The sequence below is a fragment of the Paenarthrobacter sp. AT5 genome (assembly GCF_032764245.1).
Classification (GTDB): domain Bacteria; phylum Actinomycetota; class Actinomycetes; order Actinomycetales; family Micrococcaceae; genus Arthrobacter; species Arthrobacter ureafaciens.
In genome coordinates this window covers 4,599,422-4,614,952 of sequence record NZ_CP136441.1, presented here as the reverse complement: position 1 = coordinate 4,614,952, position 15,531 = coordinate 4,599,422, and the positions used below count along the sequence as shown (strand labels likewise).

The window sequence follows — 15,531 nt, the reverse complement described above, 5'->3', positions numbered from 1 at the left end:
CCGCTAAGCAGCGTCCTCAAGCTGCTTCCGCAGCAGGCAGAACTCGTTGCCTTCGGGGTCTTGCAGCACATGCCATTGTTCCTCGCCCGTTTGCCCGACGTCGGCTGGACGGGCTCCGAGGGCAAGCAGGCGCTCCAGCTCAGCAGCCTGGTCCCGGTCCACGGGATTGACATCGATATGGAGCGGCAGGCGGCCCGCCCGCGGGTTGCTGCTGGGGCTCAGGATGATGGTGGGCTGCAGGCCGCCGAAGCCGGCATCGGACGGCCCGATCTCAATCGAGCCCTCATCCCTGTCGAGTTCGACGTATCCGAGCACGTCACTCCAGAACTTGGCGAGCAGTTCGGGATCTTTGCAGTTCAGGACCAGTTCGCTGATTCGGCAAGACATGGACGCCAGTGTAGTGGGGCTTCAGCCCAGTAAGAGATAGAACACGATTGCCAATCCGGGGATGAGGGCCTGTCCTATCGCACTCGTCCACAAGCGTTTCTCCGTCACCCAGAGCCAAAAGCCCAGGAACACGTGGCTTGCGCAGCAAAAAAGGACGATTGACGTTCCACCAGCCGCGTTGCCTGTGTTCACCATCAACAAACCCACGGCCAATCCAAATGCGAAGGCAAAGTTGTAGGCACCTACGTTCATGGCCCACATCCTGACGGCCCTCACGTCGTCCGGTTGGATCAGAAAGATCCGGTGGAAGCGTTGATCGCCGTGGAAGAAAATCTCAAGAATGCCGACGCTGCCCAGCGTCAAGAGTGGAGGGCCGCAGATCCTCCGAGACAGCTAGCAGCCTTCGAAGTCGCTGAGGACCTTCACCTTCTCCGCGGAAGCGGACGAGGGATCGAAGGCGTAGCCAACCCACTCCTTGGCCAGCCGCCGGGCGAGTTCCACGCCCACCACGCGCTGTCCCATGGTGAGGACCTGGCAGTCGTTGGAGAGGATGGAGCGCTCCACGGAAAACGAATCGTGGGCCGCGGTGGCACGGATACCGGGCACCTTGTTGGCGGCGATGGCCACGCCGATGCCGGTACCGCAGAAGAGGATGGCGCGATCAGCCTTGCCGTCGCGGATCATTTCGCCTGCCGCGATGCCCACGTACGGGTACGGCCTGGTGAAGTCCGCATCGGCACGGTTCACTCCGATGTCAATCACTTCGGTGATCCGGTCGTCTGCCTCCAGATCCGCGAGGATCCGGTCTTTGTAGTCAACGCCGGCTTCATCGGCGCCCACGATGATGCGCATGGTTACTCTCCTAGTTGGCGGCTGCAGCTACGGGAACTGCCGTGAAGTGGGGCCCGACGGCGGTGAACACCATGGCGAGCGACGTCGCCCCGGGGTCGGGGGTGCCGATGCTCTTCTCGGCGAGCGGACGGGCGCGGCCTTTGAGCGGGCGAAGATCAGCGGTGGCGGCTGCTGCCGACGTTGCTGTTGCAGCCGCGGCAGCCCACGCCTCCTCTGCGGGGGACCCTGCAGCCACGGCGTGAGTGAAGGAAGAAGCAAACGGCAGCAGGGAGTCCACCATGGTCTTGTCGCCTATCTTGGCTTTGCCCAGGCCAGTGATGCGGTCGGCGAAAGCGCGCACAGCGGCCGCGAGGAGGTCCGCCGTCGGGCTTTCCGAGTCGCCCAGCCGCTCGCCAAAGGCGCGCAGCCCGGCACCCCAGAGGACACCCGACGTTCCGCCGGCTTTGTCGGCCCACGCGTCGCCGCCGGCGATCAGCACGGAGCCCGCCCCGGCACCGGCCGAGTAAGCGGCGGCAGCGGCCTGAATGGCGGCAGCGGACCCACGGACCATGCCGCGGCCGTGGTCACCATCGCCGGCGATTGCGTCCATGTCTCCGAGCATCGACTCCGATTCGCGGAGCAGCTCCGCAGTGGCTTCCAGCGCGGCAAGGCACTTGCCGGCGTAGGCCCGCGATCCCTCTGTGGAGGAGTAGTTGGCGGCGTCCGAGGCAACGACTTCTTCCACAGCGTCGCCGGGCGCGGCGATATCGAACCCAACCGAACCCCGGCGATAGGCCGGAGTCAGGGCAGGGGCCGTCCAGTACTCCTCCAGTTCCTCGTCCAGCCATGTCAGGGTCAAGGAAACACCTGCCATGTCCAGGCTGGTCACCAGTTCTCCGACCTCGGGCATGACCAGGGTGTAGCCCGCCTCGCGGAGGAGCGGGGCGACCGTGCGCCACAGGACAAAAAGTTCCTCGTTCTTGGTGGAGCCAAGCCCGTTGAGGATGACGGCAACACGACCGGACGCGGCTGCGGGCGCTTCCGCCAGGACGCGTCGCACCAGTTCGTGGCCAAGTTCGACGGCGGTAGGCAGTTCAGTATCGAACAGTCCCGGTTCGCCGTGGATACCCAGGCCCAGGCCCATGTGACCCTCGGGAAGGCGGAAGAGGGGTTGCTCCGCTCCCGGGAAGGTGCAGCCGCTGAATGCCGTTCCGATGGTGCGGGTGCGGTCATTGGCCTTGCGTCCCAAGCGCACCACCGAATCCAAGTCCAGCCCGGCTTCGGCGGCTGCACCCATGACCTTGAAGACCACGAAGTCCCCGGCAATGCCACGGCGCTTTTCAACCTCGGACAAAGGAGCACTGGCGATGTCGTCCGTGACCAGTACGTTTTCCGCCCGGATTCCCTCGGCATTCAACCGTTCACTGGCCATGCCGAAGTTGAGGACATCGCCGGCATAGTTGCCATAGGTGAAGACGATGCCGGCACCCGAGTTCGCGGCCTTTGCCACGGAGTAGGCCTGTTGGGTGGACGGTGAGGTGAAGATGTTTCCGACCACGGCCCCGTCAGCAAAGCCCGGGCCGATGATGCCGGAGAACGCGGGGTAATGCCCCGAACCGCCGCCCGTAATAACTGCCACCTTGGGAGCGGAGGGCCGGTTGCGGCGAACGGCGCCACCCTCTACCTGGCGTACGAGGTCCGAGTGGGCGTCGCAGAAGCCGGAGAGGGATTCATCGGCGAAGTCGGCGGGATCGTTGAAGATTCTGGTCATGGTGGGTCCTGGTGTTCCTCGGAATGCGGGGGACTAGTGAATGTGGCTGCCGCCGTTGATGTCGATGGTGGTGCCGGTGAGGTACGCGGAATCCTCGGAGGACAGGAACGTGATGACGGCGGCAACTTCCTCGGTAGTGGCGTTGCGGCCCAGGGGGATGCCGGCGTTGATGGCGTCTTCCTGCTCCTGGGTGCTGCCTACGCGGATGTTCGTGTCTACCGCTCCGGGGGTGATGGCGTTAACGGTCACGCCGGTTTCGCCGATTTCACGGGCCAGGGCTTTGGTGAAGCCGAGGATGGCTGCCTTGGCTGCGGAGTAGGGAACCTTGCCGAACACGCCCCCACCGCGCTGGGCGGAAACGGATGACATGTTCACGATGCGGCCCCAGCCGTTGGCGATCATGTCCGGGAGGAATGCCTTGGTCACCAGGTAGGTGCCGGTGGCGTTGACGTCCATGACCTTGTGCCACAGCTCAAGGGTGGTTTCGAGGAACGGAACGGGGGAGGTGATGCCGGCGATGTTCGCCAGAGCGCCCACCACCGGGAGGTTTCCGGCCGATACTTCAGCCGCAACGGCAGCCTGGGCCCTGGCAACGGAGGCTTCATCGGCCACGTTGATTTCGTAACCGAACGCGGGGACGTTGAATTCGTTGCCGATTTCGGCAGCGACCTTCGCCGACTTCTCGCCGTCGAGGTCGAGGATGACGACTCCCCAGCCCTGAGCGGCGTAGCGGCGGGCTGTGGTGAGGCCGATTCCGCGCTCGGAGGTGGCTCCGGTGAGGACTGCGGTGCGCTGGGTGGTGGTCATGATGCTCCTTGAATGGTGTGCAGGGGGTACTGGATGAGGTCTGTGATGAAGCTGCCGGCCTTGGCTGCGGCAGCGGGTCGCTCGTCATGGGTGACGTCGCGGGTTTCGAGTTCCAGGGAGAAGTGGCCCGTGTAGCCGATGTCCCGCAGGGCGGAGAGACCGGCCGCGAAGTCCGCTTGGCCGTTGCCGATACTGAGGTTGATGTTCCCGGGCCCGGTTTCGGTGGCGGGCACCGCATCGCGCAGGTGCACGTGGGTGATGCGGTCGCCGAACCGTTCGATGAAGTCCACCGGATTGCCCCCGGAGGCCACGATGTGGCTGAAGTCCATGACGATTCCGACGTTTGAACCGATGAGCTGGTCGGCAAGGAGCTGGGCCCGCTCTGTGTTCCAACACAGCCGGAAGTAGTGCAGGGACTCGGTCCACAGTTCTACGCCGAACTCTTTGGCCCGTTCGGACGCGTGGATGAGTTGGGCGCCAACCGTTTCGATATCTCCCTCGAGGCTGCCCACGGGTTCGTGGTCGATCGCACCGCACGGCAGGACCAGTGCTTTCGCCCCGGTTTTGGCAGCGAGGCTTAGCAGCATCTCAAGGTGGCGTTCGCGTTCCAGCCGGGCGTCGGCGTCGAGCGTTGCATTCAGGTCCCCGATGTCGCCGTTTACGCTGCGGACGCGCAGTCCGGACTCACGCACGACGGCGGCAACCGCCTCCACTGCCTCGGCGTCCAGTACGTAGGGCACGTGGTCGCAGACGCCGGGGAGTGCTCCGAGGTCGATCTCTTCGAAGCCGAGACCGCTCATGGTGTGCAGGGCTGTTGCCAGGTCCTGATGCCGGAAGCTGATGGAAGAACAGCCCAGTCTTTGATGGAACATCGTCGTTGATCCTCAGGTTGCGGCTCTCGACGGAGAGAGCCTTTAGTGATGCGGACCACGTTATCGGAGTTAACTGTTAACAGTCAACCCTTAAAGTTGACTGTTGACATTGCTGGTGGTGTCGGTCACAGTTGACGTATTATGTTGACTGTCGACAGTGGTGTTGCGGAATGCAGCCCACTCTTCGAAAGGGAATAAGCAATGAGCAATGATGCTCTGACCATGCGTGGTCCGGTTCATGGAACCAAGGAAGCCAAGCGAGTCGCCGTCGGTTCGGGCGTCGGCGCAGTCATCGAAACCTACGACTTCATCGGGTTCGGCACCGCTGCCGCACTGTACTTTGGTACGGCATTCTTCCCGGGCGCCGATCCGGTGACCGGTACGTTGGCGTCCTTCGCGACACTCGGTGTTGGCTTCGCTGCCCGTCCTTTGGGCGGCATCATTGGCGGGCACCTTGGCGACAAGCTTGGCCGTAAGCCCGTCCTCGTTGCCTCCCTCATCCTGATGGGCCTGGCGACCTTCGCTATTGGCCTCCTCCCGACCTATCAGCAGGTCGGCCTGCTGGCTCCCGCACTGCTGGTGATCGTGCGCATCATCCAGGGCCTGGCATTCGGCGCCGAATGGGGCGGTGCCATCCTGATGAGCTACGAGCACGCACCGTGGAAGAAGAAGGGCCAGTTCACCGGCATCGTGCAGGCCGGCTTCCCCGTAGGACTGCTGCTGGCAAACCTCGTCTTCCTCTTCAGCGTCGGCCTCGGCAGTGAATGGGCCTGGCGCGTACCGTTCCTCGCCAGCATCCTGCTGGTCGCCGTAGGACTCATCATCCGTTCCAAGGTGCCCGAGTCCCCGGTCTTCGAAGACGTCAAGACCAAGGGCGACATTGTTAAGTCCCCGATCGTCGAGGTCATCAAGACCGACTGGCGCAACATCGTCCGCGGCATCGGCCTCCGCATCGCCGAAACCGCCGGCTACGCCGTCTCCGTGACGTACATGATCTCCTACCTCCACAGCACCAAGCTGGCCGACAAGACCCAGACCCTGGTGGCCCTCTGCATCGCAGCCGCCATCGGCATCTTCGCCACCTACGCCTGGGGCAAGCTGACCGACAAGGTGGGCCGCCGTCCCGTGTACATCTGGTCAACGGCCTTCGCCGTGGCCTTCGGCATCCCGATGTTCCTCCTGGTCAACACCGGCATGTTCATCTTCATCATCGCCACGATCGTGATCGCCTACGCCGTATGCCAGAACTCGCTCGCCGGCGCCCAGGGTGCCTGGTTCCCCGAGCTGTTCCAGGCCAAGACCCGCTCCTCCGGCGCATCCCTCGCCTACCAGATCTCCGCCATGGTCTCCGGGTTCACCCCGTTCATCACCACCCTGCTGTTCGTCAGCTTCGGCTGGATGGGCCCCGCGGCCCTCTTCAGCATCTACGGAGCCATCGGTCTCTGGGCCGCCTTGATCACCAAGGAAACCTGGGGCAAGCGTGAGCGCCGGCTCGCGGAAGAAGCCGCCAGCAAAACTCCCCAGACGGTAACCGCCTAAGCAACCACTCGACGTCGGGCGTGTTCTCCCCATCGGTACACGCCCGACCCCGGAAGGATTCCCGTGACTATTCCATCAGTCGAAGCAGCGCCCGCTTTGCCGGCCGCCGACCGGGTGGAGCGCATCCGCGCTGCCGCCTACCGCATCCGCCACCACGCCCTGAACATGGGTGAGGTCCAAGGCCAGGGCTACGTCGGCCAGGCCCTGGGCGCAGCGGACATGTTCGCCGCCGTTTACGCCGACCAGCTCACGTACCGTGCCGAAGATCCGCACTGGGAGGGGCGCGACAGGTTCCTGCTCTCCACTGGGCACTACGCGATTGGGCACTACGCGGCCCTGGCCGAAGCCGGGATCGTTCCCGTGGCTGAACTCGAAACCTACGGCTCGGACGATTCCCGCCTCCCGATGTCCGGGATGTCCACCTACACTCCGGGCATGGAAATCTCCGGTGGTTCGCTGGGACACGGCCTGACCATCGCCGTCGGGATGGCTCTCGGCCTCCGGGCGCAGGGTTCCTCCAACCGCGTCATCAACTTCCTTTCCGACGGTGAACTGGATGAGGGCTCAACCTGGGAAGCTGCCATGGGCGCCCACCACCACCAGCTGGGCAACCTGACAGCCATGGTGGACATCAACGCCCTCCAGGCCGACGGCGCCACCAATACGGTGCTGCGCACCGAACCGGTCACCGAGAAGTGGGAATCGTTCGGCTGGTACACCCAGCGCGTGGACGGGAACGACGTCGGTGCGCTGCTGGCAGCGTTCGACAACATCGCCGCAGTTTCGGCACCGGTCGGGCAGCCGTCCGTGATCCTCTGCGACACCAAGGTTGGGCGCGGGGTGCCGCTGCTGGAGACGCGGGAGAAGGCACACTTCATGCGCATCGAAGAACACGAATGGCAGATCTGCCGCGAGCAGCTGACCGCAGGATACGAAGGGACGGCATCAGCATGAGCACAGTCACCGCAGCGGCTTCGCCCGCAAAGCAGAAGTTGAAGACGTCGGCGATGATCGCTTCCTTCGCCGACCCGGGCCAGAAGACCACCTCCGCCCCGTTCGGTCACGCGTTGGTTGCCGCCGCCGAGGCTGATAAGCGGATTGTCGGTCTGACGGCAGACCTCGGCAAATACACCGACATGCATATCTTCGCGAAGGCTTTCCCGGAGCGGTTCTTCCAGATGGGCATGGCCGAGCAGCTCCTCCTTGGAGCCGCCGCAGGCCTGGCCGAGACCGGCATGATCCCCTTCGCCTCCACCTACTCCGTGTTCGCTGCCCGCCGTGCCTACGACTTCCTCTGCCTGGACATCGCCGAGCCGAACCTGAACGTCAACATCGTCGGTGGGTTGCCGGGGTTGACCACCGGCTACGGACCCAGCCACCAGGCAACCGAGGACATGGCGATCTTCCGCGGCATGCCCAACCTGACCATCGTGGACCCTTGCGACTCGGTCGACATTGAGCAGGCTGTTCCCCAGCTGGCAGCCTCGGAAGGGCCCACCTACCTCCGCCTGCTGCGGGGCAACGTTCCCACGGTGCTGGATGAGTACGACTACACGTTCGAACTCGGCAAAGCCAAAGTGCTGCGCGGCGGCAACGACGTTGTGTTCGTTTCCTCAGGTTTGATGACCATGCGGGCCCTCCAAGCGGCAGACGCCCTGGCCAAGCACAACGTTGACGTTGCCGTGGTTCACACCCCCACCATCAAGCCGTTCGACTCCGCGACCGTCCTCGCCGAACTGAACGCGGACCGACTCGCCGTCACCCTGGAAAACCACACCGTTGTTGGCGGTCTGTTCGAAACCGTCGCCTCCGCCGTCGTAACTGCCGGTCTGGGCAAGCGCGTGGTGCCCATCGCGCTTCCGGACCAGTTCATCGACGCCGGCGCGCTGCCGACGCTTCACGAGCGTTACGGACTCTCCGTCGACAGGATCGTTGCCAAGGTCCTGGCCGAACTCGGCTAAGAACAAACCCGCAAGAAGGGGCGCAGGACTGCCGGTCCTGCGCCCCTGCCCGTAGTATCAACTGTTAACACCGGACTGTTGGCAGTCGCCCGTACACATTGAGGACACATCATGGCCCTGACCGCATCCCTGCTGGGACTGGAAAAGAAGAGCTTGCGCGAACAGGCGCTCATCGCTCTGCGGAGTGCCATCACCAGCGGGGAACTGGAGCCCGGCCGCCACCTCGTAGAGACCGAACTCTCCGAGATGCTCCAGATCAGCCGCGGAACCCTCCGTGAAGCGCTGCGGCAGTTGGAGCAGGAAGGGCTGGTGTCTGCCGGGGCGCGGGGCCGGCTCTCCGTTCGCCACCTGGACGTCAAGGAAATCCGGGACATCTTCGCGGTCCGGGGCGTCCTCGAATCGCTCGCTGCGCGTACCCTGAGCGACATGCCGGACAAAGAGGCCGCCCTCGCTGAACTGCGTGCCGCCGTCGAGAACATGGGCAACGCCGCAAAGCTCTCACTCGAGGAACAGATCGAAGCCGACCTCGAGTTCCACCGGACGCTGTGCCGGCTCTCCGGGAACGAAACGCTGCTCCATCAGTGGGAATCACTGGAAGGCTCCATCCGGATGTCCATTATGTTCGCCGGTTTGGAGCGTGCCACCAGGAACATGAGCGTCGGACGGCATCACGACATTGTGGCCGCCATCGAAACCGGAGACGCTGCCAAGGCGCGCGAGACCATCATCGGACACATGGACGGTGCCGCCGAAAACCTGGTGGGCTAGGTAGGCTCGGTGAATCCGTGAGTTGATGGATTACTGAGGAGGGCGCGGATTTGCCGATGTGGATGCAGGCCCTGATGTGGGGCACGATCGCCGGCGGCGCGTTGGTGCTCGGCTCGGCGTTGTCATGGAAATGGTCCATCCCACCCAAAATCGTCTCATCCGTCATGTCCTTTGGCGCAGGCGTCCTCATCTCCGCATTGGCTTTTGACCTTGTGGACGAAGCCGCCAGTGGCGGGGGTCTATGGCCGACTGTCTTCGGGTTCCTGGCCGGCGCGGTTGTCTATGTGGGAGCAAACTTCCTGCTGGCCCGCCGGGGGGCCAAGCACCGGAAACGCTCGGGTGGCCACCAGCCCAGCGAAGCAGAGTCGCCGGGCAGTGGGACCGCGATCGCCGTCGGTGCCCTCCTGGACGGCATTCCCGAATCGGTGGTTCTGGGCCTCGGGCTGATCACCGGGGGAGGCGTCAGCCCGGCGATGCTCGCTGCCGTCTTTATCTCCAATGTCCCGGAAGGGCTTTCCAGTACCGCGGGCATGAAGAAATCCGGACGCAGTGCCGCCTACGTCTTCGGAGTCTGGGGCGGCATCGCAGTGCTGTGCGGTATTGCCTCACTGGTCGGTTACTCGGCACTGGAGAACGCACCGGCAGGAGTCATTGCCTTCATCACGGCCACCGCAGCCGGTGCCATCCTGGCAATGCTCGCGGACACCATGATCCCGGAAGCCTTCGAGGAACATCACCTGCTGAGCGGTTTGATTGCTTCGCTGGGCTTCCTGACAGCCTTCACGATCAGCGAACTCGGGGGCTAGCCTCTTCCGCAGTCGATCAGTTCGCTGGTCTCTGGCCGCCAGCGTTCAACAGATGGTCCGGCAGCCGATTTCCAGGTGCCCTGCCGCGGATTTCCAGCAGTTCCCGCGCGTGGGCGTGCAGCTTCTTGTCCTCCTCGGAGACCGGAACCCAAGCAGGGATAGGAACGGCGGTGCCGGTCTCGTCCCGGGCCACCATGACGGTGAGGCAATACGTGGTCAGATTCATCTCCCGGGTCTTTGGATCGCCCGAACGGACATGTACCGCAATGTGCATACCTTTGGCGCCGGTGTAGACCAAGCGGGCTTCCACTTCCACCACATGGCCAATGAGGAGAGGCCTGTAGAAGCGGACGCCGCCGGAGAACACGGCAACCGTGTCCTTTCCGCAGTACCGCGACGCGCAGACATAAGCGGCTTCATCGATCCACTTCATCACGATGCCACCATGGACTTTCCCGCCCCAATTCACGTCCGTGGGGGACGCCATGAACCGCAGCGTCACACGCTCGGCCGTTCCGGCGTCGGTATATTCCTGGGCGTTCATTGCGTTCACGATCTGTTCGCGAACATCTATGCGGGCAAGGGCATGTTCGCGTGCTTCGATTTCGGCGGGCGTGGATGGCTCGAACTGAGGGACGGGGATCGGCTTTCCGTCGGGTCCCACGGCAACAAAGATCACCATGCATTGGCTGTGCATTGTCTCCGGCCCGCCCTTGGGATCCCGGGAGCTCACGGTCGTGTGGATGTGCATGGACGAGCGGCCGGTGTAGACGATCGTGGAGGTGACCTCAACCATGTCGCCGCTGTTGACGGGATCTGCGAAGTGGATGTTGCCCACATATGCCGTGACGCAATAGGACTTTGCCCAGCCGACAGCTGCTGCGTACGCCGCCTTATCCACCCACTCAAGGACGGTGCCGGCATCGACTGAGCCGCTGTGGCCCACGTCCATGGGGGCTGCGAGGAAGCGGAGGGTCACGGAATTCGCGGGGGACTCGCTCATGGTTCGAAGTTTACTGTCGGCGTGTTTCTGTTACGTGACTGAGTCGTTCCTCTATCACTTCCCGCCCCCCTTTCTGCCGTTCCTCTATCGTCTCCCGCCGTCTCCCCGCCGTTGCTCTATCACTTCCCGGCGCCTTTTCGCGGTGCCTCTATCTCTCTCTTGAAGGCAGTGATAGAGGAACCGGGAGATCGATGGGTTTAGTGATAGAGGAACCGGGGGATTGGGGGTGGCTGGGGTGTCGGGCAGTAGGTGACACTGCAGTTGCGATGCAATTGAGAATCATTATTATTAACGCATGTCATCAATCACACCCTCCTTCGACCTGCCCTCGAGAACCACGCGCCGCCGTCTGCGGGCGGTTGCCGCCGTCGGGCTTTCCGCCACTTTGCTTGGCGCCTGCGCGGCGCCCGGCAACCAAGCAGGTGCGGCGCCGGAACCAAGCCCGTCCACAGCCTCCACCAAGGAGGCGCCCGGTCCCGCTCCTCGCCTCGTTTACACCCACGACGGCGGCGTGGCCGTTCTGGACGCAAGGACCCTGAAGCCGGTCGGCGGCGTGGAGCTCGAAGGCTTCAATAGGCTGAACCCGGCGGGTGACGGCAGGCATGTGCTCATCTCAACGGGGGACGCTTTCCGTGTCTTTGACTCCGGTGCCTGGTCCGAGGCGCACGGCGACCATAGCCACCACTACGTCTCCGACCCCGCCTTGACCGGGCTCTCCTTCGACGCCGACGAGGCAGGGCACGTGGTTACCCACGCCGGCAGGACCGTCCTGTTTAGCGACGGTTCCGGGAAAGTGGAGAGCTTCGCCTCTGCGGACCTCACAAAAGGGGGCGAACTGCCTGCCACCGACCAGTACACGACGCCCGAGCCCCACCATGGTGTCGCCGTTGAGCTAGAGGACGGCAAGATGCTGGTGACGCTCGGCAATGAGGAAAGTCGGAAGGGGATCGCCATTTTGTCGGCGGGCAAGGGCCAGGATCGCCGGGAAATTGCGCGCAATGAGGATTGCCCGGGCGTGCATGGCGAAGCGGTGGCTGGCGGTGAAGCCGTGACGGTGGGGTGCACCGACGGCATGCTGATCTACAAGGACGGCGTCATCACCAAGGTGCCCAGCCCGGATGCATACGGCCGGATGGGAAACCAGGCGGGCTCGGAGAAATCTCCCGTGATCCTCGGTGACTACAAGGTGGATAAGGGTGCGAAGCTGGAGCGTCCTACCAGGATCTCGTTGGTCAATACCGACTCCGCATCGCTGCGACTCGTGGACATCGGGACCAGCTATTCGTTCCGTTCGCTGGGACGGGGACCCGCAGGCGAAGCGCTGGTTTTGGGAACAGACGGCGGTTTGCGCGTCATCAACCCGCTGACGGGCGCTGTGGAAAAGAACATCCCTGTGGTGGCTGCATGGGAAGAGTCGGAAACCTGGCAGGACCCGCGGCCCACCCTGTTCGTTCAAGGTTCGACGGCGTTCGTCACAGAGCCTGCGACGCGAACCATCCGCGCTGTGAACCTTTCCAGCGGGAAGGTTGCGGGATCGGCCCAGCTTGAGCACGTGCCGAATGAGCTCACGGGCGTCACGGGCTGATCTCTCCTTTCCACCCTCACCCGGATGCTCTTCCACATCCTGCCTCCTTCAGCCCGACGCTCTATCACTCCCCTGAAGAGAGTGATAGAGCGTCGGGGGATTGGCGGTGGGATGTGATAGAGCGTCGGGGGTTTGGGGGTGGGATGTGATAGAGCGCCGGGGGGTGGGGGAGCATCTACCCTTGATGAGTGCCTGAAACCACAACCGCCCCCAGCCGTTCCAATGCCCGGGAAATTCTCCGGCTAGCCGTGCCCGCTTTCGGCGCCCTGATCGCCGAGCCCCTGTTCCTCTTGGCCGACTCGGCGATCGTCGGGCACTTGGGCGTCGACCAGTTGGCCGGTGTGGGACTCGCCTCCACGGTTCTGCACACCGCGGTTGGGCTCATGGTTTTCCTGGCATATTCGACGACGCCGGCAGTCGCCCGCGCGATCGGCGACGGAAAGCTCGGCAAGGCTTTGGCGGCAGGGCGCGACGGCGTATGGCTGGCTCTGCTGCTGGGCGTGGCGCTCGCGGTGCTCGGCTTCATCTTCGCCGAGCCGCTGGTTGGACTCATGGGCGCGAGCGGAGACGTGCAGGGATTCGCCGTCGACTATCTCCGCTGGTCCATGCCGGGCCTGGCCGCGATGCTCCTGGTTTTTGCCGGAACAGGTGTGCTGAGGGGATTGCAGGACACCCGCACCCCGCTGGTGGTGGCCACTGCCGGGTTCGCGCTGAACATCGCCCTGAACTGGTTCCTGGTGTATGGGCTGAACCTTTCCGTGGCTGGTTCCGCGATCGGAACCAGCATCGCGCAGTGGTCAATGGCCGCGGTTTACCTGGTGTTTGTCGGACGCAATGCCCAACGTTGCAACGTCTCCCTCAAACCCGATTGGCACGGCATCCGCGCCATGACCAAAGTGGGCTCGTGGCTCATGCTCCGCACCCTCAGCCTCCGCGTGGCCATCCTCGCCACCGTTGTGGTTGTCACGGCACAGGGTGCGGTCAACCTTGCAGCCCACCAGTTGGCCATGACCATCTTCTCCTTCCTGGCGTTTGCGCTGGATGCCCTGGCGATTGCAGCCCAGGCCCTGATCGGCAAGGAGCTGGGCGCCCGGAATGCCGGGCGGGCCCGTGAACTGACACGGACCATGGTTCGCTGGGGCTTGGGCTTCGGCGTGATCACCGGGGTGTTGCTGGCCTTGGTGGCACCTTTTGCCGGCTATCTGTTCACCTCGGACGCGGGAGTCCGGTCTGCGCTCACTCTTGCCTTGTGGGTGCTGGCCGTCGGCCAACCCCTCGCCGGTTACGTCTTCGTCCTTGACGGTGTGCTGATCGGAGCCGGCGACGCCCGCTACCTGGCGATTGCCGGCGTCGTAAATCTTGCTGTCTATCTGCCGCTCCTGGCGGCGGTGTACCTGACAAGGCCCGACGGCGCGGCGGGGCTGGTCTGGTTGTGGCTCGCCTTCGCGCTGGGCTACATGCTGGCGCGCGGGGTGACCCTTGGCCTTCGGGCGCGGACGGATCGGTGGATGGTCCTGGGTTCGCACTAAACTGGACGCGTGACTCTCCCAGCGAATGCCGCCCAGCCCCGTTCTGCCTCCAGGCCCACGCCTTGGAAGCCCGTGCTGCTCCGCGCCGCAATCGGTTTGGCGTTCGGTTTGGCCACGGCGTTCTGGAGCAACCCTTCCGGCGAGGGGCTTGCCTGGGCGATGGGCCTGTATCTGCTGGCGACGGCGGGGGCAGTGTGGATGTTCCGGACCCTGCCCGTGTTCGTTCCGGCGGTTATCGCCCTGGGCGGCATCGGCGCGATGGTTACCCGGTCCGACGTCGGCGTAGCACTCTCCGCCGTCGTTGCATTGCTGGTTCTGGGGGTTTCCGAACTGACTCGCGGCGTCCGGAAGCGCGACGACCTCGCCCGGGACTGGCTGATTTCCGGCGTAGTCTCCGTGGGTACGGCCGTGGTGCTGCCGTTCTTCATTTCCATGGGCGCCCATGCGCTCCTGGGTGTGGCCGGTGGCGGTGCCATCATCTGCGGGGTCTTGTGGATTCTCTCGGGGCTTACCTTGCGTCACGAAGCCAAGACGTCCTCCGGACCCTCTGCACCCGGCTCGTCACCCGAGGCCGTAAACTAGTAGCTGGACGTTCTACTGATCGTAGAACTTTGCAGACCGGCGGCAGCTCTTAGAAGCCGCCATTATTGGAGGAATGACCGTGGCTGACCAGACACCAGGAGAACCGCGCAAGATGCGGACTTCGGTCAAGGGACCGCTTGTCTTCTCCGCATTCTTTGCCGTTTTGGCGTTCGTCGCCGTACTGATCTTCGCCTCGGGCGGCAGCGCAAAGGCTCCGAGGTTCGACCTCGCCTTCACCGGCGCCGGCATCGCCTTCATTGTGAGCCTCGTGGTGGCTGCGATGCTGTCCATGAGCTACAAGGAGAACGCCGAACACCTCGGCAAGGGTTCGGGCGTCAATCTCAGTTCCAAGCGGCCGCAGGGCCGTCCGGGTTCGCCGGACTCGCCTGATACGCCGGAAACGCACGACGGCGGACACTAGGTTCCAGCGCTCCTCCCGTTTGATGGGGGAGCGCTTTTTTGTTGCGGTGGGGTGAAGGCTAGTCGCCCTCGGCGGCTTTCCGGGCCCGGTACGCTGCGACGTGGGTCCGGTTGGCGCAATTTCCGGTGTCGCAGTAGAGCTTTGAACGGTTGCGGCTGAGGTCCAGGACCACGGCGTCGCAGTCTTCCGCTGCGCAGAGGCGCATCCGCTCCATCTCCTTGCTCCGGATCACATCGACGATTGCCATGGCAGCTTCCGTGCCCATGCGATCCGCCAGCGGAGCTTCCGGGGTGGTGGCATGGAGGTGCCAGTCCCACTGATCGTGCTTGACGAGCTGGGGGAGGGCCTTGGCATCGGCGAGGAGTTTGTTGATGGCTTTGGCAGCGGTGTCCTCATCGGCGCTCCAGAGTGCTGCGAGCTCACCCCGGAGGCGCTTTACGCTGCGCAACTCAGAGGCCGTTCTGGTGCGCGAACCGGAGAAGCCTTCGGCATCCAGGAAAGCGTCAAGGTCCTCGACGGTGGCCAGCGAGTCCTCTCCATTGGCGGCGGTGTTGATCAGGTTGACGACACTGCGGAGGGCAACCTCGGTGTCAGGCGCAAAAAGCACTTTGACTCCTTACATGCTGGGGGAGTACTGTCATGACCATAAGCCCACTTTACTCCTGACAG

General features: G+C 63.9%; 17 protein-coding genes. 9 read left to right on the top strand and 8 right to left on the bottom strand.

Annotated elements, in window-relative coordinates; all coding sequences use genetic code 11:
- Nucleotides 1-3: 3 nt before the first annotated feature.
- Genes RI444_RS21505 through RI444_RS21480 form a run of 6 tightly spaced genes read right to left on the bottom strand, consistent with a single transcriptional unit; the run spans nucleotide 4 to nucleotide 4,668 of the window.
- Complete coding sequence (locus RI444_RS21505; RefSeq protein WP_021473310.1) at nucleotides 4-387, bottom strand: VOC family protein; 384 nt, start codon at nucleotides 385-387, stop codon at nucleotides 4-6.
- A 21-nt stretch (nucleotides 388-408) separates the two neighbouring features.
- Entirely contained in the window at nucleotides 409-750 is a 342-nt protein-coding gene (locus RI444_RS21500) for a DUF1304 family protein (RefSeq protein WP_242703181.1), read from the bottom strand.
- Nucleotides 751-780: 30 nt separating this feature from the next.
- Complete coding sequence (locus RI444_RS21495; RefSeq protein WP_021473308.1) at nucleotides 781-1,239, bottom strand: ribose-5-phosphate isomerase; 459 nt, start codon at nucleotides 1,237-1,239, stop codon at nucleotides 781-783.
- Between the two features lie 10 nt (nucleotides 1,240-1,249).
- Nucleotides 1,250-2,989, bottom strand: a complete 1,740-nt coding sequence (locus tag RI444_RS21490; RefSeq protein WP_207605313.1) for a dihydroxyacetone kinase family protein — start codon at nucleotides 2,987-2,989, stop codon at nucleotides 1,250-1,252.
- Between the two features lie 33 nt (nucleotides 2,990-3,022).
- Nucleotides 3,023-3,796, bottom strand: a complete 774-nt coding sequence (locus RI444_RS21485; RefSeq protein WP_021473306.1) for an SDR family NAD(P)-dependent oxidoreductase — start codon at nucleotides 3,794-3,796, stop codon at nucleotides 3,023-3,025.
- Complete coding sequence (locus RI444_RS21480) at nucleotides 3,793-4,668, bottom strand: sugar phosphate isomerase/epimerase family protein (RefSeq protein ID WP_207605314.1); 876 nt, start codon at nucleotides 4,666-4,668, stop codon at nucleotides 3,793-3,795. The genes RI444_RS21485 and RI444_RS21480 overlap by 4 nt, the downstream gene beginning before the upstream one ends.
- A gap of 201 nt (nucleotides 4,669-4,869) precedes the next feature.
- Here RI444_RS21480 and RI444_RS21475 point away from each other — a divergent pair, with 201 nt between their 5' ends.
- From RI444_RS21475 to RI444_RS21455, 5 genes are all read left to right on the top strand, one after another.
- A complete protein-coding gene (locus tag RI444_RS21475) occupies nucleotides 4,870-6,207 on the top strand; it encodes an MFS transporter (protein ID WP_021473304.1) in 1,338 nt (445 codons plus the stop codon).
- 63 nt (nucleotides 6,208-6,270) lie between these two features.
- Nucleotides 6,271-7,161, top strand: a complete 891-nt coding sequence (locus tag RI444_RS21470) for a transketolase (protein ID WP_021473303.1) — start codon at nucleotides 6,271-6,273, stop codon at nucleotides 7,159-7,161.
- Nucleotides 7,158-8,168: a transketolase family protein gene (locus RI444_RS21465; protein ID WP_207605315.1), complete on the top strand. Its 1,011-nt coding sequence runs from the start codon at nucleotides 7,158-7,160 to the stop codon at nucleotides 8,166-8,168. The genes RI444_RS21470 and RI444_RS21465 overlap by 4 nt, the downstream gene beginning before the upstream one ends.
- Nucleotides 8,169-8,279: 111 nt before the next feature.
- Complete coding sequence (locus RI444_RS21460; protein WP_021473301.1) at nucleotides 8,280-8,936, top strand: GntR family transcriptional regulator; 657 nt, start codon at nucleotides 8,280-8,282, stop codon at nucleotides 8,934-8,936.
- A 50-nt stretch (nucleotides 8,937-8,986) separates the two neighbouring features.
- The gene (locus tag RI444_RS21455; protein ID WP_031216794.1) at nucleotides 8,987-9,742 is read left to right on the top strand and encodes a ZIP family metal transporter; all 756 of its coding nucleotides are present in this window, start codon (nucleotides 8,987-8,989) and stop codon (nucleotides 9,740-9,742) included.
- A 16-nt stretch (nucleotides 9,743-9,758) separates the two neighbouring features.
- Here the strand turns inward: RI444_RS21455 and RI444_RS21450 are convergent, their stop codons facing one another.
- Nucleotides 9,759-10,745 carry an acyl-CoA thioesterase gene (locus tag RI444_RS21450; protein WP_021473299.1) on the bottom strand — a complete coding sequence of 329 codons (987 nt, stop codon included), beginning with the start codon at nucleotides 10,743-10,745 and terminating at the stop codon, nucleotides 9,759-9,761.
- A 295-nt stretch (nucleotides 10,746-11,040) separates the two neighbouring features.
- On the opposite strand from RI444_RS21450, the gene aztD reads away from it, so the two are divergent.
- The 4 genes from aztD to RI444_RS21430 all read left to right on the top strand — a co-directional run bounded on the left by aztD (nucleotide 11,041) and on the right by RI444_RS21430 (nucleotide 14,862).
- A complete protein-coding gene (gene aztD, locus RI444_RS21445; RefSeq protein ID WP_207605316.1) occupies nucleotides 11,041-12,330 on the top strand; it encodes a zinc metallochaperone AztD in 1,290 nt (429 codons plus the stop codon).
- A 188-nt stretch (nucleotides 12,331-12,518) separates the two neighbouring features.
- Nucleotides 12,519-13,859 (top strand): MATE family efflux transporter, encoded by a 1,341-nt coding sequence (locus RI444_RS21440; RefSeq protein ID WP_179011309.1) that lies wholly within the window; start codon nucleotides 12,519-12,521, stop codon nucleotides 13,857-13,859.
- Between the two features lie 9 nt (nucleotides 13,860-13,868).
- Nucleotides 13,869-14,441: a hypothetical protein gene (locus RI444_RS21435; protein WP_241650903.1), complete on the top strand. Its 573-nt coding sequence runs from the start codon at nucleotides 13,869-13,871 to the stop codon at nucleotides 14,439-14,441.
- A gap of 73 nt (nucleotides 14,442-14,514) precedes the next feature.
- On the top strand, nucleotides 14,515-14,862 hold the full coding sequence (locus RI444_RS21430; RefSeq protein WP_021473295.1) for a hypothetical protein: 348 nt from the start codon (nucleotides 14,515-14,517) through the stop codon (nucleotides 14,860-14,862).
- A 58-nt stretch (nucleotides 14,863-14,920) separates the two neighbouring features.
- Here RI444_RS21430 and RI444_RS21425 read toward each other — a convergent pair whose 3' ends face one another.
- Nucleotides 14,921-15,469, bottom strand: a complete 549-nt coding sequence (locus tag RI444_RS21425) for a CGNR zinc finger domain-containing protein (RefSeq protein WP_179011311.1) — start codon at nucleotides 15,467-15,469, stop codon at nucleotides 14,921-14,923.
- Between the last annotated feature and the right edge of the window lie 62 nt (nucleotides 15,470-15,531).